This is a genomic window from Paenibacillus sp. sptzw28, from assembly GCF_019550795.1.
GTDB lineage: Bacteria > Bacillota > Bacilli > Paenibacillales > Paenibacillaceae > Paenibacillus_Z.
In genome coordinates, this window is the sequence record NZ_CP080545.1 from 2,870,088 (window position 1) to 2,889,848 (window position 19,761).

19 protein-coding genes are annotated in these 19,761 nt (G+C 53.3%); 15 read left to right on the top strand and 4 right to left on the bottom strand.

The genetic code is table 11. The features are described from left to right. Positions 1-8 precede the first annotated feature (8 nt). The 10 genes from def to spoVM all read left to right on the top strand — a co-directional run bounded on the left by def (position 9) and on the right by spoVM (position 9,174). Positions 9-494: a peptide deformylase gene (gene def, locus KZ483_RS12835; protein WP_220353029.1), complete on the top strand. Its 486-nt coding sequence runs from the start codon at positions 9-11 to the stop codon at positions 492-494. 4 nt (positions 495-498) lie between these two features. Beyond that, complete coding sequence (gene fmt, locus KZ483_RS12840; protein ID WP_220353416.1) at positions 499-1,446, top strand: methionyl-tRNA formyltransferase; 948 nt, start codon at positions 499-501, stop codon at positions 1,444-1,446. Between the two features lie 35 nt (positions 1,447-1,481). Further along, positions 1,482-2,936, top strand: coding sequence for a 16S rRNA (cytosine(967)-C(5))-methyltransferase RsmB (gene rsmB / locus KZ483_RS12845; RefSeq protein ID WP_220353030.1), 1,455 nt, complete (start codon positions 1,482-1,484; stop codon positions 2,934-2,936). A 142-nt stretch (positions 2,937-3,078) separates the two neighbouring features. Further along, positions 3,079-4,125, top strand: coding sequence for a dual-specificity RNA methyltransferase RlmN (rlmN, locus tag KZ483_RS12850; RefSeq protein WP_220353031.1), 1,047 nt, complete (start codon positions 3,079-3,081; stop codon positions 4,123-4,125). Between the two features lie 4 nt (positions 4,126-4,129). After that, positions 4,130-4,885 (top strand): Stp1/IreP family PP2C-type Ser/Thr phosphatase, encoded by a 756-nt coding sequence (locus KZ483_RS12855; protein WP_220353032.1) that lies wholly within the window; start codon positions 4,130-4,132, stop codon positions 4,883-4,885. Positions 4,886-4,890: 5 nt separating this feature from the next. Then, positions 4,891-6,993, top strand: a complete 2,103-nt coding sequence (pknB, locus tag KZ483_RS12860; protein ID WP_220353033.1) for a Stk1 family PASTA domain-containing Ser/Thr kinase — start codon at positions 4,891-4,893, stop codon at positions 6,991-6,993. Continuing rightward, positions 6,956-7,912 carry a ribosome small subunit-dependent GTPase A gene (gene rsgA / locus KZ483_RS12865; protein ID WP_258881676.1) on the top strand — a complete coding sequence of 319 codons (957 nt, stop codon included), beginning with the start codon at positions 6,956-6,958 and terminating at the stop codon, positions 7,910-7,912. Before pknB ends, rsgA begins: the two co-directional genes overlap by 38 nt. Position 7,913: 1 nt before the next feature. Further along, positions 7,914-8,558: a ribulose-phosphate 3-epimerase gene (rpe, locus tag KZ483_RS12870; protein ID WP_220353035.1), complete on the top strand. Its 645-nt coding sequence runs from the start codon at positions 7,914-7,916 to the stop codon at positions 8,556-8,558. An 11-nt stretch (positions 8,559-8,569) separates the two neighbouring features. Then, positions 8,570-8,845, top strand: a complete 276-nt coding sequence (locus KZ483_RS12875; protein WP_220353036.1) for a hypothetical protein — start codon at positions 8,570-8,572, stop codon at positions 8,843-8,845. Positions 8,846-9,093: 248 nt separating this feature from the next. Beyond that, on the top strand, positions 9,094-9,174 hold the full coding sequence (spoVM, locus tag KZ483_RS12880) for a stage V sporulation protein SpoVM (protein WP_010345573.1): 81 nt from the start codon (positions 9,094-9,096) through the stop codon (positions 9,172-9,174). A gap of 155 nt (positions 9,175-9,329) precedes the next feature. On the opposite strand, the gene rpmB is transcribed toward spoVM, so the two are convergent. Beyond that, positions 9,330-9,518 (bottom strand): 50S ribosomal protein L28, encoded by a 189-nt coding sequence (gene rpmB / locus KZ483_RS12885; RefSeq protein ID WP_220353037.1) that lies wholly within the window; start codon positions 9,516-9,518, stop codon positions 9,330-9,332. 257 nt (positions 9,519-9,775) lie between these two features. Here rpmB and KZ483_RS12890 point away from each other — a divergent pair, with 257 nt between their 5' ends. The 5 genes from KZ483_RS12890 to KZ483_RS12910 all read left to right on the top strand — a co-directional run bounded on the left by KZ483_RS12890 (position 9,776) and on the right by KZ483_RS12910 (position 15,249). Further along, positions 9,776-10,135 (top strand): Asp23/Gls24 family envelope stress response protein, encoded by a 360-nt coding sequence (locus KZ483_RS12890; RefSeq protein ID WP_220353038.1) that lies wholly within the window; start codon positions 9,776-9,778, stop codon positions 10,133-10,135. A gap of 54 nt (positions 10,136-10,189) precedes the next feature. Further along, entirely contained in the window at positions 10,190-11,959 is a 1,770-nt protein-coding gene (locus KZ483_RS12895; RefSeq protein ID WP_220353418.1) for a DAK2 domain-containing protein, read from the top strand. 12 nt (positions 11,960-11,971) lie between these two features. Then, entirely contained in the window at positions 11,972-12,826 is an 855-nt protein-coding gene (locus tag KZ483_RS12900) for a DegV family protein (protein ID WP_220353039.1), read from the top strand. 10 nt (positions 12,827-12,836) lie between these two features. Next, on the top strand, positions 12,837-14,885 hold the full coding sequence (recG, locus tag KZ483_RS12905) for an ATP-dependent DNA helicase RecG (protein WP_220353419.1): 2,049 nt from the start codon (positions 12,837-12,839) through the stop codon (positions 14,883-14,885). A gap of 76 nt (positions 14,886-14,961) precedes the next feature. Continuing rightward, positions 14,962-15,249 carry a stage VI sporulation protein F gene (locus KZ483_RS12910; RefSeq protein WP_220353040.1) on the top strand — a complete coding sequence of 96 codons (288 nt, stop codon included), beginning with the start codon at positions 14,962-14,964 and terminating at the stop codon, positions 15,247-15,249. Positions 15,250-15,333: 84 nt separating this feature from the next. Here KZ483_RS12910 and KZ483_RS12915 read toward each other — a convergent pair whose 3' ends face one another. The 3 genes from KZ483_RS12915 to KZ483_RS12925 all read right to left on the bottom strand — a co-directional run bounded on the left by KZ483_RS12915 (position 15,334) and on the right by KZ483_RS12925 (position 19,694). Beyond that, complete coding sequence (locus KZ483_RS12915) at positions 15,334-16,029, bottom strand: SOS response-associated peptidase (RefSeq protein ID WP_220353041.1); 696 nt, start codon at positions 16,027-16,029, stop codon at positions 15,334-15,336. A 151-nt stretch (positions 16,030-16,180) separates the two neighbouring features. Further along, positions 16,181-17,887, bottom strand: coding sequence for an ABC transporter ATP-binding protein (locus KZ483_RS12920; RefSeq protein ID WP_220353043.1), 1,707 nt, complete (start codon positions 17,885-17,887; stop codon positions 16,181-16,183). Continuing rightward, positions 17,874-19,694 carry an ABC transporter ATP-binding protein gene (locus KZ483_RS12925; protein WP_220353044.1) on the bottom strand — a complete coding sequence of 607 codons (1,821 nt, stop codon included), beginning with the start codon at positions 19,692-19,694 and terminating at the stop codon, positions 17,874-17,876. Before KZ483_RS12925 ends, KZ483_RS12920 begins: the two co-directional genes overlap by 14 nt. Positions 19,695-19,761 lie beyond the last annotated feature (67 nt).

Sequence of the window (19,761 nt, forward strand, 5' to 3'; positions counted from 1 at the left end):
GAATGGCCGTGGCCATCAGGCTTATTGTTAAAAATCCGGATCCCGTCCTGCGGGAGAAAGCGATCGAAGTGACGAAGTTTAACCGAAATTTGCATAAATTGTTAACCGACATGGCGGAAACGATGTATGACGCTCACGGTGTCGGCCTTGCCGCGCCGCAGGTTGGCATTTCCAAGCGTGTAATCGTTGTCGATGTCGGAGACGACCATGGCTTAATCGAAATGGTCAATCCGGTAATCGTGGAATCCGAAGGCGAGCAGCTCGGTCCGGAGGGGTGTCTGAGCATTCCCAACCTCAATGGAGACGTCCGCCGCGCCCAGCGCATCAAGATTAAAGGTTTAGACCGCAACGGGGAACCGTTCGAATTGGAAGCGACCGATTTCCTCGCGCGCGCGTTCCAGCATGAGGTTGACCATCTAAACGGCGTACTGTTTACGGACATTGCCGATTCTATATATGACGAGGAAACACGTCCGCGTCATCGCGGAGAGTGATAATATGCGCATCGTATTTATGGGAACGCCTGAATTTGCCGTTCCATCGCTTGAAGCGCTGCTGGACGCCGGGCACGAAATCGTGCTTGTCGTAACGCAGCCGGACCGGCCCAAAGGCCGCAAAAAAACATTGACGCCGCCTCCTGTTAAGGAAGCGGCGCTTCTTCGCGGTATTCCCGTCGAGCAGCCCGAGCGGCTGCGGAGTTCGGATACGGTCTCCTGCATCGCGGACTTAAAGCCGGATTTGATCGTTACGGCCGCTTATGGACAAATATTGCCCAAGGCTGTGCTTGACGCGCCGAGCCTCGGCTGCATCAATGTGCACGGCTCCCTGCTGCCCCGCTATCGTGGAGGCGCGCCGATACAACGAGCGGTAATGAACGGCGAGACCATGACAGGCGTTACGATTATGTATATGGCCGAGGGGCTGGATACAGGCGATATGATAAGCAAAGTGGAGGTACCGATTACCGACGAGGATACGTCCGGCACTCTGTTTGAGAAGCTGAGCTTGGCGGGATCGGAGCTGCTCATGCAGACACTGCCCGCAATTGAGAATGGAGCAGTCCGGGCGATCCCGCAAAATGCCGCCGATGCGACCTATGCGACCAATCTTTCGAGGGAGGATGAACGCATCGATTGGAGCCGTACGGCGCGAAGCGTATTCAATCAGGTGCGCGGTCTGTCGCCGATGGCGGGCGCTTTCACGCTGCTGGGCGGCGAGCCGTTTAAGGTCTGGGGCTGCAAGCCGGTCAACAGCGGCGGAACTGCAGGTACGCTGCCGGGAACCGTTATAAAGACCGACGAAACGGGCATTCTCGTACAAACCGGAGAGGGAGCGCTGCTGCTAACCGTCATACAGCCTGCCGGGAAGAAAGCGATGCCGGCGTCTGAATGGTTGAAAGGCGCGCGGCTTCCGGCAGGGACCATGCTTGGCGGTGAGAAATCTTGAGCGGCCCTGGTAATAAAGGCGTTGGGCGGCCTGATGTGAAGAAGGGAAAAGGCGCAGGCCGCGAACGAGCGGGCCAAGAGTCTGCAAGCTCTGCCGGACAAGGCGTGGCTAAGCGCAAACCAATCCGCCGCACTGCGCGCGAGGTTGCGCTTCACACTTTGGTGAAGGTGGCGGAAGCGGGCGCCTACAGCAATTTGCAGCTGAACCGCGCGCTGCAGGAGGCGCAGCTCTCAAGGCCGGACGCGGCGCTTGCGACCGAGCTGGTGTACGGGACGATCCAGCACCAGAGGACGCTGGATTACCGTCTGGGCGGACTTGTCGCCAAAGGGCTGGACAAGCTCGCACCATGGGTGCACCAGCTGCTGCGGATGAGCGCCTATCAGCTGCTGTATTTGGACCGCATTCCGGCCCATGCCGCGGTGAACGAAGCGGTTCAAATCGCGAAAAAGCGGGGTCACGCCGGAATTTCCGGCATGGTTAACGGCGTGCTTCGCAATATGGAACGGCGGATGGATGAAATCAAGCAGCCTATTCAAGAAGCGGATCCTGTTAAACGGATCGGTATTGCCCACTCTTATCCGGATTGGCTGATAAAACGTTGGATAGAGCTGTACGGAGAACAGACAGCGGAAGCGATATGCGCGGCCGGTAACGAGCCGCCGCATTCCAGCCTGCGGATTAACCGGCTCCGCATTTCCCGGGAGAAGGCGATGACAGGCATGCTGGAATCCGGTTATGAAGCGGCTGAATCGCCCTTAGTCTCAAGCGGAGTCGTTGTGAGCGGCGGCGGAAATCTCGCACAAACGGACGGCTATAGCACAGGCTTATGGTCACTGCAGGATGAAAGCTCGATGCTCGTCGCCGAGGTATGCGCTCCGCAGCCCGGAATGACGGTGCTTGATTGCTGCGCGGCGCCTGGAGGGAAGACCGCCCACCTTGCGGAGATTATGGAAGACCGCGGACGCATTGTTGCGAATGATGTGCATGAGCACAAGCGTGCGCTGATCGAGGAGCAGGCAAAGCGGCTTGGACTTACTTCAGTCCAGGCGGTTACAGGCGATGCAGCGCAACTGGCAGGCACATATCCGCAGCAATCCTTCGATCTTGTGCTGCTCGATGCGCCGTGCACCGGGTTCGGGGTAATCAGGCGTAAGCCCGAAATCAAATGGACGAAGACGCCCGAGGACGTTCATGCAATCGCGGAACTGCAAGCGCGTTTGCTCGTTGAAGCAGCCAAATTGGTGAAGCCGGGTGGAACGCTTGTCTACAGCACCTGTACGATTGAGCGGGAAGAGAATGAGGAGCAGATTGCCGGCTTTCTTCAGAAGCATCCGTCGTTTCGTCTGGACACGGCATGGCCGGAGCATGTATTGGTGCCGCTGCGCGAACGCGGTGTTGTCGACGAATCGTTCCCCGGTTTCGTGCAGCTGCTGCCTCAGTACTTCGGCACCGACGGCTTCTTTATCGCTCGCCTTAAGCGAATCGACTGACTCCCGTGCAGCATAAATTGGAAACAATTGTGGAACAATGCGCCTATGACGGCTCTGTGGCCTGTCATGGGCGTTTGTGGTAAAATAAGCGGTGGCGGTCCAAAAACCGCCAATTCCATTTCAAAGAAACAGGTGTAAACCGATGAAACCGTTCATCTACGACTATACGATTGACCAGCTTCAAGACTGGATGAAAGATAATGGCGAGCCCGCTTTCCGGGGCGGTCAACTGTTCGAATGGCTGTATGTTAAACGCGTAAAAAGCTTCGAAGACATGACCAATCTGTCGAAGGAGCTTCGCGTGAAGCTTGACGATCATTTTCAGTTTGTGACGCTCAGTGAAATTACAAGGCTCGAGTCAAAGGACGGAACCGTCAAGTTTTTATTCGGACTCCACGACAATCATGGAATCGAAACGGTTATCATGCGTCACAGCTACGGCAACAGCATCTGCGTTACGACCCAGGTGGGATGCCGGATCGGCTGTACGTTCTGCGCATCGACGCTCGGGGGGCTGAAGCGCAATCTGACCGCCGGCGAAATTGTCGCACAAGTGGTTACGGCCCAGCAATTGCTGGATGCCACGGACGAACGGGTCTCCAGTATCGTTATTATGGGCTCCGGAGAGCCGTTTGAGAACTACGATGCGACGATGGCTTTTCTGCGTATCATGATTCACGAGAAGGGCCTGAACATCGGCCAGCGGCACATTACCGTCTCGACAAGCGGAATCGTACCGAGCATTTACAAGTTTGCCGAGGAGAATACCCAGATCAATCTGGCGATTTCGATTCATGCGCCGAACGATAAGCTGCGTTCAAAGCTGATGCCGGTCAACCGGCGCTTTCCGTTCGAGGAAGTCATGGAGGCTTGCCGGTATTACATCGCGAAAACCGGCCGTCGTATAACATTCGAATACGCCCTCATCGGCGGGGTCAACGACCAGAACGAGCACGCGCAGGAGATGGCCGATGTGCTGAAGGGCATGCTCTGTCATGTCAATTTGATTCCTGTCAACCATGTGCCTGAGCGCGACTACGTCAGGACGCCGCGCGAACAGATTTTTGAATTTCATCGTATACTGGAACGAAATAAAATCAATGCTACGATCCGCAGAGAACAAGGTCATGATATTGCAGCTGCATGCGGACAACTACGTGCGAAACATATGGATGGAGCGACGGGGTGAACGTATGAGGATAGCTTATCGCAGTGATATCGGGCGAATCAGGCTCGTTAACGAGGACCGGGGATTTGCCGAATTTACGGACGGCGGCCTGGCTGTCGCCATTGTAGCTGACGGAATGGGCGGCCACAAGGCCGGCGAAGTGGCGAGCCAGCTCGCTGTCGATACGTTCCGCGAAGCGCTGCAGGGAGCAACTGCGGCGCTTTCGTTGGACGAAAGGAAATTGTTGATCCGCCAAGCGATTTTGCAGGCGAATGAAGTGGTGTTCGATATGGCCTCGCGCAACGACCAGTATCATAACATGGGCACGACCGTCGTTGCGGCGCTGCTTCATGAGCAAAACGGCGTTATCGGTCATATTGGGGACAGTCGGGCGTACAAATGGAGAGAAGGGGTTTTGTCCCAATTGACGGAAGACCATACGCTCGTCAACGAGCTTGTCAAATCGGGACAAATCACCTTGGAGGAAGCGGCTTATCATCCGAGACGGAACGTGATGACCAGGGCGCTCGGAACAGACGCCGAGGTCGAGGTTGACGTCAGAGACGTTACATGGCTGCCCGGCGATATGCTTCTGCTCTGCAGCGACGGCTTGACCAATATGGTGTCCGAACAGGAAATAATCGAGACGATCGTCTCGGTGGAACTCGACTTGGAAGGAAAAGCGGACAGGCTCGTTCAACTGGCGCTGCAAGCCGGCGGGGACGATAATATAACCGTCGTCCTGCTGCATCATGCCGACGACACAGGGCTAGAGGAGTGACCGACATGATTGGACATGAGTTAGGCGGACGATATGAAATCATAACCCGTATCGGCGGGGGAGGAATGGCGCTTGTCTATAAAGCGCACGACATTTTGCTCAACAGGAATGTCGCGGTAAAAATATTGCGTCAGCAGTTCGTCCATGACGAGGAATTTATTCGCCGCTTTCGCCGGGAAGCGCAGTCGGCGGCTGCTCTCTCGCATCCGAATGTCGTAAGCATTTATGATGTCGGACAGGAAGGCGAAACACATTATATTGTAATGGAATACGTCGAAGGCCATAATTTAAATGAAATCATACAAGAACGAGCCCCGCTGCAAGCGGAAGAAGCGGTAAGAATCGCCATTCAGATTTGCGATGCGCTTGAACACGCACATCATAATCAAATCATTCATCGCGATATTAAGCCTCATAATATATTGATCGGCAAGAACGGGCGCGTGAAGGTGACTGATTTCGGCATCGCGCGCGCCGTTACCTCCTCCACCATTACACAAACCGGCTCCGTTGTCGGTTCCGTGCATTACTTTTCGCCTGAGCATGCCAAAGGAGTGAGCACAGGGGAGAAGTCCGACTTGTATTCGCTTGGAATCGTGCTTTATCAGATGCTGACAGGGAAGCTGCCGTTTCTGGGCGAGAGTCCTATCAGTGTGGCGCTAAAGCATTTGCAGGAGACGTTCGACGATCCGCGGGCAGTTAACCCGCATATCCCGCAAAGCGTGGAAAATGTGATTTTGCGCGCCATGAGAAAAAATCCGATCGAGCGGTACGCTTCCGCGGCCGAAATGCTGGGCGATTTGGAAACATGTCTACGGCCGGAACGGGTAGGAGAACCGAAGGTTGCGTTTGTCGGCGGCTCGGACTTTGATGAAACGCGTGTCATGCCCGCCATACGCGGAAGCATTGCCGATGTCCAGGCGGCATCGGCAACCGGAACACGGATTGAGAGAGCCGGAACGGATACGGAAGAAAACCGGTGGGATTCAAGCGGACTCGAAGAAACGCGTAAACACAGATGGGTCAAGCCCGTCATTACGGTTGCTTCGACGCTCATAATCATTGTACTTGTTTACTGGGGGGCGCAGACGGTACTCGGGTGGTTCGATATCGAAGAGGTTGAAGTGCCTTATGTCGTCAATCATACCGAAGCTGAAGCGAAAAAAATGCTCGAGGATAAAGGACTTACCGTGGAATTGCCCACCATTTATACAGAAAAGGAAGGCGTAGCGAAGGGCGTGGTTTACGACCAGACCAAAGCCAATCAACGCGTCAAGGTAGGCGCGTCGATAAAACTTTATGTAAGCAGCGGACCTAGAATGGAAAGCATGTCCGATTACTCCGGAATGGCTTATGACGATGTCGTCGATGCTCTCACGGCACTCGGCGTTGACAAGAATAACATTAAGAAAGATGATGAATTCAGTGATGAAGCACCGGGAACGGTCATCAAGCAGACCCCGGCGGCCGACAGTGAATTCGATCCCAAGACGGCCTCCTTCTCCTTCATTGTGAGCAAGGGGAAAGAAACGTTTCCTATGCCTGACCTGACCGGGATGAAGGAAAAAGATGCGATCGCACTTCTGGAATCCAAGGGTCTTGTCGTCAATGAGGCGGACATTGTCCGGCAGCCAAGCTATAATGACGAAGGAACGGTTACCTCCCAATATCCTTATGAGCCCGAAGCACCGGTGTATAAAGGTGCCGAAGTGACCCTGACGGTCAGCTCCGGTCTGCCTAAAGATGCGCTCGAATATACGTTCAATATCGTTATATCACCGGCGGTTGCAGGCAAGACAAGCGAAATCCGCATCACCTATTCGGACGCCCGCGGTGAAGATATTGAATGGGGCAAGAAAAAAATTAATGATACTCAGTCCTTTTCGGTAAAAGTAGTCCTTGATCCGAATACGGAAGCGAAAGTGTCGATATTCAGGGACAACCAATACACGGATACATTCTCCAGAACGTACGACGAGGTTAAATCGGGCACCGATACGACGCCTGAGACCGTGCCGGGAGCGGCGGCTCCGGCTGACCAACAGGCGCAAACTGAGGAGACAAACGGCAATGGAGATGCAAGCACGAACACGACAACAACACAATAAAACGGACGGTCAGATCGGAAGAATCGTCAAAGCGCTCAGCGGTTATTATTATGTGCTTCCGAATGATGCCGGGCCGGAAGAGAGGCCGATTCAATGCCGTGCGCGCGGTATATTCAAGAAGCGCGGTGAATCGCCGCTGGTCGGCGATCTTGTTCTGTTCGAGAGGACAGAGAACGGCGAAGGGACTGTCGATTCCATCCTGCCCCGAAGCTCGGAACTCATTCGCCCTCCGGTGGCTAATGTGGACTTGGCCGTACTTGTTTTCTCGGTTACGGAACCGGTGCTCAACCTGCAGCTTCTAGATAAATTTCTTGTTCACATCGAGCATGCAGGCGTCGATGCGGTGCTCTGCCTCAGTAAAAGGGACTTGGCTGAAGTGGGCGAAGATACGGACGAGGCGCGACAAGCTATGGAAGAGGTTCTTCGCATCTACACGCCGATTGGATATGACGTTATTGTGACAAGCTCCAGGAAAGGGGAAGGAACTCCTGCGTTGTCGGAGCGGCTGCGCGGCCATTTGGCCGTCTTCGCCGGACAATCCGGGGTGGGTAAATCTTCTCTGCTCAATGCGATGGTTCCCGGGTTAAAGCTGGAAACCAATGAAATCAGCAGCAAGCTCGGACGCGGCAAGCATACGACAAGGCATGTTGAATTGATATTGACAGGCGGCGGTTATGTCGCGGATACGCCCGGTTTCAGTCAGCTTGACTTTGCCGAGCTCGGAGTTGAGGAGCTCGGAAGCTGTTTCCGGGAAATGCGTGAGCTAGCGCCGTCCTGCAAATTCCGCGGCTGTACGCATGTGCACGAACCGGGCTGCGCGGTTCTGCAGGCGCTGGCAGCCGGAGAGATCGCTCCAAGCCGCCATGAGCATTATGTACAATTTATAACGGAGATGAAAGAGAGAAAGCGGAGGTATTGATATGTCGCTCATCGCACCATCGATTTTATCGGCAAATTTTGCTGCGCTTGGAGAAGATATTAAAGACGTCGAACGGGCAGGAGCCGATTGGATCCATATTGACGTCATGGACGGCCATTATGTACCGAACCTGACGTTCGGGCCAGTGGTTGTAAGTGCGATTCGCCCTTATACGAAGCTTACGTTCGACGTCCACCTGATGATCGATAATCCCGAGCAGTATATCTCGGCATTCGCTGCCGCAGGCGCCGACCGTATTACAGTCCATGCGGAAGCCTGCATCCACCTGCACAGGGTTATCCATATGATCAAGGAAGCAGGACTTCCTGCCGGTGTCGCGCTGAATCCGGCTACGCCGCTGCAAGTATTGGAGAATATACTGGATGACCTGGACCTCGTACTTATCATGACGGTGAATCCGGGCTTCGGCGGCCAACAATTCATTCCGCATTCGCTTCCAAAGCTGCGTGAGCTCCGGACGATGCTTGACAAGAGAGGCTTAAACGGTATGCATGTTCAGGTTGACGGCGGGATAAACGCCGTAACCGCTCCACTGGTTCGCGATGCCGGTGCCAATGTGCTCGTGGCCGGCAATGCCGTATTCACCGAGAAGGATCGTACCGCGGCAATAGCTGCGCTGCGGTAGGGGGAGATACGATGGGCGAACGTCTGAAGAACGGCCTTATCATACTTCTATACAGTATGGGTGCGGGCCTCATGCTTGCAATATTTTCTTCACTCAGGGGTGGAATCAATATTGTGTTCTCACTCCTTGCGCTCATAATTGGCGTACTGTTCTTTCGTAAATTTCCTAAGATCAGCACAAGAATTATTTTCATACTTCTTGCGATATTATTTTTCCTGCTGATTGTCATCATTATCACAATGATAATCTATTTGAAGAGGCACCCGGGCGGCTCTCCGGTGGTGTAGCCAAACGGTTGAAATGCCCCCAGTGAATGGAATAGGACAGTCCGGTGCTGCATAGGATGGTTACATGAACGAACGTTCTTGTAGCCTTTTTTTGTTGTCTTAAAGAAGGTGAAAGGGACTGTCTCGGATGCAGGATCTTGGATAATGCTTTCTTCGCTGGCATAATTGAAGGAACGGATGACGACGGGTATGTTTAACAACGGATAGCAGGGATGATATCGTTGTAAACATTTGAGGAGGGGTGGAGCATGAAATTTTATACAATCAAGCTGCCGAAATTTTTGGGCGGATTCGTCAAAGCGATTTTAAATACGTTCCAGAAAAACTAGCTCCAATGAGTGGAAGCCGTCTCATGCTATCGGCCAATTGTACCTAAAGCGCAGAAAGCCGGGCCGTGTCGCGGACGGCTGTTTTGTGTGCATAAACAAGCAAAAAAGCACCTGATCGGAATCGGGTGCTTTTTGGTAAACGGCGTTATGCCTTTTTATACGCGGGTTACTTTGCCGGCTTTCAGAGCACGAGTGCTGACAAAAACGCGTTTAGGCTTGCCGTCAACGAGGATGCGAACCTTCTGAACGTTAACGCCCCAGGTGCGGCGGTTTTTGTTGTTTGCGTGCGAGACGTGGTTACCTGTACCAGGACCTTTGCCCGTAATAAAACATTTGCGAGACATGGAATACACCTCCCTCAGAAGTTTTCCCGCAAGAGAAAACACAGCATTTAAAGCTTCGGCTTAAAAAATAAACACACTTAGATATGATACCATATCATAAGGCTTCCATCAAGCGTTTATCAGGAATTACGGTAGGATGCCAGGAGGAGCAAAATGCAGAAAATAGACGTAAAATGGCGACTGGACTTCTATATCGTCATTATTTATAGTACAATGTTGATTAGTCCATAATAGTTATAGTGAAGGAGTGATTTTCCATGCCTCTGCAGCTTAATTCGGAACTAGGAAGTATATATATTACAGACCATGTTATCTCCGTACTTGCCGGCTCAGCGGCTTTGGAATGTTATGGACTGGTTGGTATGGCTTCACGCAAACAACTCAAGGACGGCATTACCGAGATGCTCGGCCGGGATAATCTGTCCCGCGGCGTCGAAGTCCGCCGAGAGAACGAACGCACACACATCGATCTTTACATCATCGTGAGCTACGGTACAAAAATATCCGAGGTAGCGCATAACATTCAGTCAAAAGTGAAGTATGTGCTTAATGAAGTAGTCGGCCTTAAGGTTGACTATGTGCATATTTTTGTCCAAGGCGTACGTGTATCTCGGTAGGAAGGGGAATGGCGCTTGATTAAACGCTTTATTAACGGATCAGACCTGACGGATATGGTGCTGAGCGGAGCGGAATGTTTGCGGCGTAACGTAGAACGCGTTAATGCGTTGAATGTTTTTCCGGTTCCCGACGGCGACACCGGAACCAATATGAATTTAACGATGACATCAGGCACCCAGGAACTGCAAAGCAAACTGTCCGCAGACGTGGGCAAAGTTGCGGAAGCGCTTTCTAAAGGCCTGCTTATGGGAGCACGCGGCAATTCGGGTGTTATTCTTTCGCAGCTTTTTCGGGGCTTTGCCAAAAGCCTGACAGGTCTCGGGCAGGCCGATACCGCTCAATTCGCCGCGGCACTCCAAAGCGGTGTGGATATGGCATACAAAGCGGTCGTAAGGCCCGTCGAGGGAACGATCTTAACCGTTGCCAAAGAATCAGCCAAACACGCAGTAGCCTATGCAAGGCGCACTACCGATATCGTAGAACTGGTACGGGAAGTTCATACGAAGGCTAATGAAGCCCTTCAGAGGACGCCTGATTTGCTACCGGTGCTGAAGCAGGTCGGCGTTGTCGATTCGGGCGGTCAAGGGCTTGTCCTTATTTATGAAGGGTTCGTCCGGGCTCTGACTGAGCAATCAAGTGGCACCAATGACCGACCGACCGAAGCGGCGCTTCCGGAACAAATACCGGTTCAAGCTCGTCCGCAGCAGCCGGTTCGTCCGCTTGGCGGCGCGCAGTCGCAGCTGTCGACGGAAGCAATCGAATTCTTATACGACATGGAATTTTTCATTAACACGAAACCGGCTGTCCGCCCTGCGCGCCGCTTCGACGAAGCTTATTTCAAACGTGTGCTGGCCAGAGACGGCGATTCGATTCTTGTTATAGAGGACGACCATATAATCAAGGTTCATGTACACTCCCGCAAGCCCGGCGATGTGCTTAATTACGCTTTGCCGTATGGGGAACTATCCGAAATTCATATTCTCAATATGCGCGACCAGCATCGCGGTTTGCTTCAAGAGGGAGAATTGGCGGGGAGAAGCGGTGACGCCGAGACTTACTCTGCATCTGTCTCCGGAATGGACGAAGCTGCGCATAGACTTGCCGTTCCCGAGGTGCTCACTGGAACTCCGGCGGATTCCGTACCGGTCGGGCAGGCGCATGAGTGGGCGCCGTTTGGCATTATTGCGGTAGCAATGGGCGAAGGAATCGGGTCGATTTTTCTGGACAATAATGTGGATATCGTTCTCTCCGGCGGACAAACGATGAACCCGTCAACGGAAGATTTCATCAAAGCGATAGAATCTTTGCCTGCCGAGCATATTTACTTGCTTCCGAACAACGGCAATATTATTTTGGCGGCGCAGCAAGCGGCCGAATTATGCGGACGAAACGTGACCGTCATTCCGACGAAAACCATTCTTCAAGGTCTTGCCGCTGTTCTTGCCTTCCGTGATGAACAGTCCGCAGAGGCGAATGGCGAAGCGATGGGAGAAGCGGCCTTGCAGGTAAGATCCGGACAAGTTACGCATGCGGTTCGTAACACGGCAATAGACGGTATCGAAATTCGTGAAGGCGATTATATCGGAATTATGGAGAAGTCGATCGTAACCGCGTCCGCGAACGTGCAGCAGACCTGCCGCGAGCTGCTTGTGCATATGATGCAGGAAGGCGGCGAGCTGGTGACGGTTCTGACAGGCGAACAGGCTGATGAAGCGGAGACGTCAGCTCTCTCGGAATGGGTCAAAGAGACATACCCTGACGCCGAGCTTGAAGTGCACGCAGGCGGGCAGCCGATGTATCCATACCTTTTTGCAGTAGAATAGGGGGGCGCTCTGGTGAGGACGGTTAAAATAATTACAGACAGCACTTCGGATATCCCGGTTCATGTTCGCAAGCAGCTCGGCATTGAAATTGTGCCGCTTAAGGTAATATTCGGCGAGGAGTCGTTCCTCGATACCGTTACGATCAGCACGCAGCAGTTTTTCGAGAAGCTGACGGCCTCTTCCGTTCTGCCGACAACTTCACAGCCTTCACCGATCGAGTTCATGGAAGCTTACGATCGAATTCTAAAACAACAACCGGACGTTTCGATCATTTCCCTTCATCTGTCATCTGCCGTAAGCGGCACTTATCAGTCCGCGGTTCTCGGTTCTTCGCTGCTTGAAGGCAACGGAGACGTCACCGTTATCGATACGAAATCAGCTTCTTACGGCTTCGGAATGCTTGCCGTCAAGGCGGCGGAGATGGCGGCGGCCGGGGAATCGAAAGAGAGCATTCTGGCCGAAATCGACCGGCTGAACAGTGACAGGAAGCTGTATTTCCTGGTGGATACGCTCGAGTATTTGCAGAAGGGCGGAAGGATTGGCAAAGCGGCCGCTTTATTCGGTTCCATTCTGAACATCAAGCCCATTCTGTCGTTGGATTCGGATGGCGAAGTGACCGCGATTGATAAGGTCCGCGGTCAGCGCAAAGCAATGCAGCGAATCATTGATTTATTCAAGAAGGATTTCGGCAGCGATCCTGTCGAAATAACGGTAGGCTGGACGTATAACAGCGATATTGCGCTTGAGCTGGCTTCGCTTGCACAATCGCAGCTGGACGTCCGCAATGTCAATCAGACTGAGATCGGGCCAGTTATCGGGACGCATGTCGGTCCCGGCACGGCAGCGCTATTTATTAACCGGGTGTGAGGGTATCATGATGAAGCTTGAACAAATACCGGTCCGGCAGACGAAAGGCGTGAGCGCTCAGAAGGAACAAGAGCTTCACGCCTTTGGCATTCATACGGTCGCCGATCTGCTGGACTATTTTCCATTTCGTTACGAGGATTACCGGATCCGGGGTTTGTCGGAGACAAAGGACGGAGAGAAGGCGACGGTTGAGGGGAAAATCATGGGGAACCCGTCGCTGCAGCGTTACGGCCGGGCTAAAACCCGGCTGACCTGCAAAGTGGCCATTGACGGCGTACTGGTGACGGCAGTCTGGTTCAACCGACATTTTCTGCAGGATCAGCTTATTCCCGGCCGTGAGATTGTATTGACGGGCAAGTGGGAGCAGCGGAGATTGCAGCTCACCGTGTCCGAATCCGAATTTCCCGATAAGGGTACGGCCAGGTCAGGGACGCTGCAGCCGGTGTATTCGGTCGGGGGCAGCATTACGCAGCCATGGATGCGGAAAACCATCAAACAGGCGCTGCTTCAATACGGCGCAATGATAGAGGAAGCGCTGCCTTCCGAACTCGTGGATAAGCACCGTCTCATGCCGCGCCGAGAAGCGGTAGTGCGAATCCATCAGCCTGACGATACGGCGGAAGGGCAGGAAGCCCGCCGCAGGCTGGTGTTCGAGGAGCTGTTTCTCTTCCAGCTGAAGCTTCAGGCTTACAGGTCGCTGAACAGGAAGCGTATGGACGGTGTGGCTCATGTCGTCGATGCTGATTCGATCCGGACGTTCGCGCATACGCTCCCCTTTGAATTAACCGATTCGCAGAAGAAGGTAGTCAACGAGATATTGACCGATATGCGCCAGCCCTCTTGCATGAACAGGCTGCTGCAGGGCGACGTCGGGTCTGGAAAGACGGTCGTAGCTGCCATTGCACTGTACGCTGCGGTTAAGGCCGGTCATCAGGGCGCTCTGATGGTGCCGACCGAAATATTGGCCGAGCAGCATATCCGTTCGCTGCAAAAGCTGTTCGACGGGACAGGGATAGAGGTCGGCCTGCTGACGGGCAGCATGACCGAGAGGAAGAAACGCGACGCGGTCGCAGGTCTTCAGATGGGGCTGACCGACATTGTCGTCGGTACTCATGCCATTATCCAGGAAGGCGTGAATTTCCGCAGTCTTGGCCTTGTCGTGACGGATGAACAGCACAGGTTCGGTGTTAACCAGCGGAGCGTGCTGCGGCGGAAAGGGCTGAATCCGGATGTACTGACGATGACTGCCACGCCGATACCGCGAACCCTTGCAATTACGGCGTTCGGTGATATGGATGTGTCGACGCTTCGAGAAAGGCCGCAGGGTCGTAAGCCGATTCAGACCTATTGGGTCAAGCACGGGATGATGGAACGGGTACTCGGCTTCATCAGCCGCGAGGTCGATGCGGGCCGTCAATCGTATTTCATTTGTCCGCTGATTGAAGAGTCGGACAAGCTTGACGTGCAGAATGCGATCGATATGCATGTACAGCTGCAGCAGGCTTTTCCCGGCCTTCGGGTCGGGCTTCTCCACGGGCGTTTGTCAGCATCCGAGAAAGACGAGGTCATGCGCGCATTCAGCGAGAACGAGGTTCATGTGCTCGTAGCGACCACTGTCGTCGAAGTAGGCGTAGATGTGCCTAATGCGACGCTTATGATCGTAATGGATGCGGAGCGGTTCGGTTTATCCCAGCTGCATCAGCTTCGCGGCAGGGTCGGTCGGGGCGGCCATCAATCTTACTGCGTGCTGATCGCGGATCCGAAGTCGGAAGCCGGACGCGAGCGGATGAAGGTGATGACGGAAACGGACGACGGCTTCGAGGTGGCAAGGCGGGACCTTGATTTACGCGGTCCCGGCGATTTCTTCGGTACCAAGCAAAGCGGTGTTCCCGACTTTAAGCTTGCGGATATGGCGGCGGATTTCGCCATATTGGAAGAGGCTCGCGACGATGCGGCAGAGCTTACCGGAAGAGCGGATTTTTGGACCGCTGCGGCATATGCCCGGCTGCGTGAGCTGCTTAAGAAGGAGCAACTTTTTCAAGGCGATTTGCTGGACTAGTTTTTTTCATCCCCAACCCGGCATATAGTACAACGAACGGCTTATCGTCAGTCGAACGGAGGTGCTATAGCCGCATATGAACTATACGAATTACGGCATTCGGCCGGAATTGGTCGAACGCGTGAAGGTCAAGATGAAAAATCCCGTTGTTAAAGAACGGGTCAAGCAGGCTCTGCATGGTGTGACTAAATATGATTTGCAGGACCGGCTTAAAGTGCGGAGGCTTATCAGGACATCGGCCGGAATACTGCAGGAGCAGCTGACGGAGGTCCAGGAAGAGCAGCTGACAGCCTTTGTAATCGGCCAGAAGATCGATCCGAATAATACGATTCATTTAATCAAATTATGGGCAATGTTCCGCTGACTCTCACGAGCCGGCGGTTTTTTTTCGATTAGACGTACTTCTTTTGTTTCGCCGTTATCTCGGGGGATCTTAAGGCACGCTTTGCTAAAGGTTATCCGTACCTGCAGCCTTAATCGGTTCGATACAGGAAGGCTCATCGTTGGCAACACTTCCGACCGCTGCAGATACCGGGTATGCTTCAAGCTCTTCCGCCGGGAAAGGCCGCAGCAGCTGATTAAGCCGCCGCTGATCGTTAAAAGCGCGATCAAGCCAGAGCGCCTCGTCTTCCCTCTCTAAAATAACCGGCATCCGGTCGTGAATCGGCGCCATCAGCTCGTTAGGCGCCGTCGTAAGAATGGTGCAGGTACTCACTTTCCGGCCATCGGGTGCGACCCATGTATCATAAAGCCCCGCCATGCTGAACAGGCTCCGGCTGCGCATAACAATTCGCATCGGCTGTTTCGAGCCTGAACTGTTTTTCTGCCATTCATAGAAGCCGTCGGCAGGGATTATACAGCGCTTGCGGCGAATCAACTGCTTGAAGGCAGGCTTGTCCCAAACGGTCTCAGAGCGCGCGTTAAGCATTTTATTGCCGATCTTCGGATCATCCGCCCATGAGGGAACAAGCCCCCATTTGAGTTCACCGAGGCGGTTGCGCGTTCCGTCGCCTACAACGGCGAGCACCATTTGACCCGGAGCGACGTTATATTTGGGCCTATGGAATGGGACGGCAGTATCGCCGATCCAATACCGCAGCATTAACTCCTCGAGTGAAACGGTTATCGTGTATCGTCCGCACATGGAATATCACGGCTCCTCTCCTTATTTGCCCATTATACTACGATGGTTACTCTCTGAAAAAGAAAAAAGACCGGCCTTTCTCCGCCAATATTGACGTTGAAGAGCCAGCCGGACGATGTTCATGCATTGTACTTTATCTCGCATGTTTGTACTAATTCTGTGCCAGCAGCAGCTCACGGTACGCCATACCATTCTCCAGGAGCTCGCGATGCGTACCTGTTTCCGCTACGGCTCCCTGACGCATAACGTATATGATGTCTGCATTCTCAACGGTGGACAACCGGTGGGCGATGACGACGGTCGTCTGTCCGGCGCGCAGCTCGTCGAGCGTCTGGAACAGCTGACGCTCCGTTTCCAGATCAAGCGCGGATGTCGCTTCGTCCAAGATTAACACCTCGGGATTACCCATAATCGCTCTTGCTATAGCAAGCCGCTGCCGCTGACCGCCTGAGAGTTTAATGCCGCGTTCACCGACTTCAGTGTCGTATCCATCCGGAAGACTCATTATAAATTCATGAATTTGTGCGATGCGGCATGACTGGATCATCGTTTCCTCAGTCAAATCACGGCCGAGCAGCAGGTTGCTGCGGATGCTGTCGGAGAACAGGTAAGGGTCTTGAAAAACGATGGCGGCCTTTCTGGACCATTCCGATTGCGACAGTTCATAAAGCGGAATGCCATTGACCGTCACATGACCCGCCGACGGGTCGTAGAACCGTTTGAGAAGCTGGGCAACCGTTGATTTGCCGCCCCCGCTAGAACCGACGAATGCGATTTTGCCTCTGGCCGGAAGCTCTGTTGATAAGTTGTTCAGCACATACGGCAGGTCGGCGTCATAACGGAATGAAGTATCATGGAATCTGATGGAACTTACCGGTTGCGGCAGCTGCTTTGTTCCATCCTTCGTTTGTTCCATTTCGAGGATACGCTGTACACGGTCCACATAAGCTGATTGTCCGGATAACCCCATTATGAATTGGAAAAGGTTGCTAAACGAGTCCGCGAGCTGGATGGAGAATTGAAAGACGACCACGAAGGTCCCAACCGACATCCGATTCTGAATTAGCTGCCAGCCCCCAAAAGCAAGCACGAATAGTCCGATACCCCACCTGATGGGGTCGCTGAATGCGATTTGCTTGTTAGCTAATTTGCCTTCGGAAACGACTTGGTCGAAGTAGCGTTTGAACAGCTTGTTGTAAATAGCGCCTTCCCACTTTAAACGATGGAAGGCGATGACCTCCCGCGTGGCCGATATTCCTTCCTCAATATGTACGAGAAGATTGGAGCGGCGCTCCTGTACTTCCTTTGACGCAGCCTTAAGTTTAGGCGCAAACCTGTACCAGACGGCAAAATAAGCTATGGACATACCGAGCACGACCCACATGATGACAGAGCTTGCATATCCGACCAGAGTCAGCAGAATAACAAGGTTTACCAGGGTCTGCAGGCCGCGCGGTATTTGCCAGCCGATTACGCTTGCCGTATTAAACAAATCCGTCGTCATCGTATAGACGAGCTTGGCTGTCCGTTCCCTGTTAAATACGGATAGGGGAACCCGGCGCATCCGCTCCAGCATTGCGGTCAACAGCTCACGGCTGACCGTAAACTCGTTTCGGATGAGCACGTGGCTGGTTGCCGTAAACATAAGTGAGTAAACAAGGCCTGCGGCTCCGAATAAGCAGGCGACAAGCACAAGCTTCTCGTACCGGCCGGCCACGAAAATGTCGTCGATAATAACTTTCTGCAAGTAGATGACCGCGTAGTTCGATACAGATTCCAAGAGCAGGAGCAGCAAGACCAGGAAATAGAGCTTACGTATTCGCCACGTCCAAAAAGCGAGAAATTTAATATATTTCATTCAGCACCTCTTTTTCCCGGCCGGCCGTTTCACCCATGACAAGATCATAGAGAAGCCCTTTTCTTGAGAAAAGCTCATCGTAACTACCCGTTTCCGCGACTTGACCTTCATGAATAACGACAATTCGATCGAAATGCTTCACCGTGGACAGCCGGTGGGCGATTGCGATCGTCGTTCTTCCCAGCAGTGTGGTGTCAAGCGCTTTCTGTACTTCACCTTCACTGACATTGTCAAGGGAGGAGGTGGCTTCATCAAGCAGGACGATAGCGGGCTGTTTAATGAACATTCGGGCGATGGCAACGCGCTGCTTTTGGCCGCCGGAAAGCTTAAGACCGCGCTCGCCCACAAGTGTGTCGTAGCCGCCCGGCAGCTGAACAATAAAGTCATGAGCGTAGGCGGCCTTGGCGGCTTCGATAATTTCTTCATCGGTTGCGTCCGGTTTGCCGAACCTGATGTTTTCTTTAACGCTTGCACCGAACAAGTAGGTCTCCTGAAACACATAGCCGACCGATTCCCGAAGCTGCGACAGTGATAAATTCCGGATTGGAACGCCATCGAGCCGTATCTCGCCGTCCGTCGGGTCATAGAACCGGCCGATGAGTTTAAACATCGTCGATTTGCCGCCTCCGCTTGTGCCGATGAACGCGACGCGCTCGCCTGCCTGTATATCAAGTGTAAAACCGCGGATGACAGGAGGAAGGTCGGGATACCCGAAGTGGACGTTCCGAAATGACAGCGATCCGTTCACTGAGGGCAGCGTGACCGGGTCTGCAGGCTCGTCAATGAGTATAGGCTCCCGGATGAAATTGTAAATCGGCTGAATTTGATAAACGAGCATTCGCTGTTCCGTCAGCTGAGTAACCAGTACCGTCAGGCGGAACATGGCGTTCAAGTACAACAAAGTGAAGGCGACGAAGCCTCCGATGCTGATCAAGCCCCACTGAAGTATATAATAGCCAAGAACGAACGTACCGATTGCCCCTGCATAGAACGTAATGCGGCGGAAGCTCCCGCGGGCGAAGCCGAACGTGCCGGCAAGCAGATAGATTTTCGACCATTCGCGATGTGATCCGATTGTTCTCTCCATATCCCAGTCCTGGGAGCCGAAGGCGCGAAACTCGCGCAGACCGGAGATGCTCTCGTAAACCCGCTGCTGATAGACCATTCGACGCTGCGCGTTTTGTTTCCCGTAACGGGATGCCTTTCGTTCGAAATAAGGTCCGAATAAGTAATAAAGCGCGAAGCAGGGAATCATGACGAGCGTTAACTGCGGACTGATGCCGATCATGAAGGCGACGGAAACGGAAACGAACAGCAGGTTGTCAATGACGCCGGGCAAATACATTCGGTAAATTTGCATCACGCTGAGGAGCTCGGTATTCATCATAGATAAACTTTCGCCAGCCGGATGCCGTTCATAATAAGCGAAGCCAAGCCGGCGCAAATGAGTGAAGATCGCATGCTGTACGTCTCGCGAAGCGCTCTCCCCCAGTATCCGCTGCAGGAGGTTTCGCGCCATTTTAGCTGCCATCATGATGATATTCATACCTAGGAGAACGATCAGCATTAGCATAAATAAATGCATATTGCGGTTTGGCATAATCTCATCGATGATGAATTGAATCATCTTGGGTGCGGCGGTTTCGCCGGCTACTGCGACTGCCCCGGTCAAAAACAACAGCGATATCTTACCCTTATAGGGCTTCAAAAAAGACAGAACCCAACGGTAGGAAGCCCAGGAGGAATTGCCGCTTGGCGGGCTGCTGTCCCTTCCGTTGGAATCTGCTTTCTGTTTCCTTTTCTCCATTTCGGTCCCCCTCGGCATGAACGATAACATCAATTGGAAAAATAAAGATTTTCCTATCTTACGACAC

Bases quoted from the DNA above. Each gene is read 5' to 3' on its own strand.
- KZ483_RS12855 (WP_220353032.1), top strand. From the start codon at position 4,130: ATGAGGATAGCTTATCGCAGTGATATCGGGCGAATCAGGCTCGTTAAC.
- KZ483_RS12920 (WP_220353043.1), bottom strand. From the start codon at position 17,887: ATGAAATATATTAAATTTCTCGCTTTTTGGACGTGGCGAATACGTAAG.
- spoVM (WP_010345573.1), top strand. From the start codon at position 9,094: ATGAAATTTTATACAATCAAGCTGCCGAAATTTTTGGGCGGATTCGTC.
- KZ483_RS12915 (WP_220353041.1), bottom strand. From the start codon at position 16,029: ATGTGCGGACGATACACGATAACCGTTTCACTCGAGGAGTTAATGCTG.
- rlmN (WP_220353031.1), top strand. From the start codon at position 3,079: ATGAAACCGTTCATCTACGACTATACGATTGACCAGCTTCAAGACTGG.
- KZ483_RS12890 (WP_220353038.1), top strand. From the start codon at position 9,776: ATGCCTCTGCAGCTTAATTCGGAACTAGGAAGTATATATATTACAGAC.
- KZ483_RS12910 (WP_220353040.1), top strand. From the start codon at position 14,962: ATGAACTATACGAATTACGGCATTCGGCCGGAATTGGTCGAACGCGTG.
- fmt (WP_220353416.1), top strand. From the start codon at position 499: ATGCGCATCGTATTTATGGGAACGCCTGAATTTGCCGTTCCATCGCTT.
- rsgA (WP_258881676.1), top strand. From the start codon at position 6,956: ATGGAGATGCAAGCACGAACACGACAACAACACAATAAAACGGACGGT.
- KZ483_RS12895 (WP_220353418.1), top strand. From the start codon at position 10,190: ATGGTGCTGAGCGGAGCGGAATGTTTGCGGCGTAACGTAGAACGCGTT.
- recG (WP_220353419.1), top strand. From the start codon at position 12,837: ATGAAGCTTGAACAAATACCGGTCCGGCAGACGAAAGGCGTGAGCGCT.
- rpe (WP_220353035.1), top strand. From the start codon at position 7,914: ATGTCGCTCATCGCACCATCGATTTTATCGGCAAATTTTGCTGCGCTT.
- rpmB (WP_220353037.1), bottom strand. From the start codon at position 9,518: ATGTCTCGCAAATGTTTTATTACGGGCAAAGGTCCTGGTACAGGTAAC.
- pknB (WP_220353033.1), top strand. From the start codon at position 4,891: ATGATTGGACATGAGTTAGGCGGACGATATGAAATCATAACCCGTATC.
- KZ483_RS12875 (WP_220353036.1), top strand. From the start codon at position 8,570: ATGGGCGAACGTCTGAAGAACGGCCTTATCATACTTCTATACAGTATG.
- KZ483_RS12925 (WP_220353044.1), bottom strand. From the start codon at position 19,694: ATGGAGAAAAGGAAACAGAAAGCAGATTCCAACGGAAGGGACAGCAGC.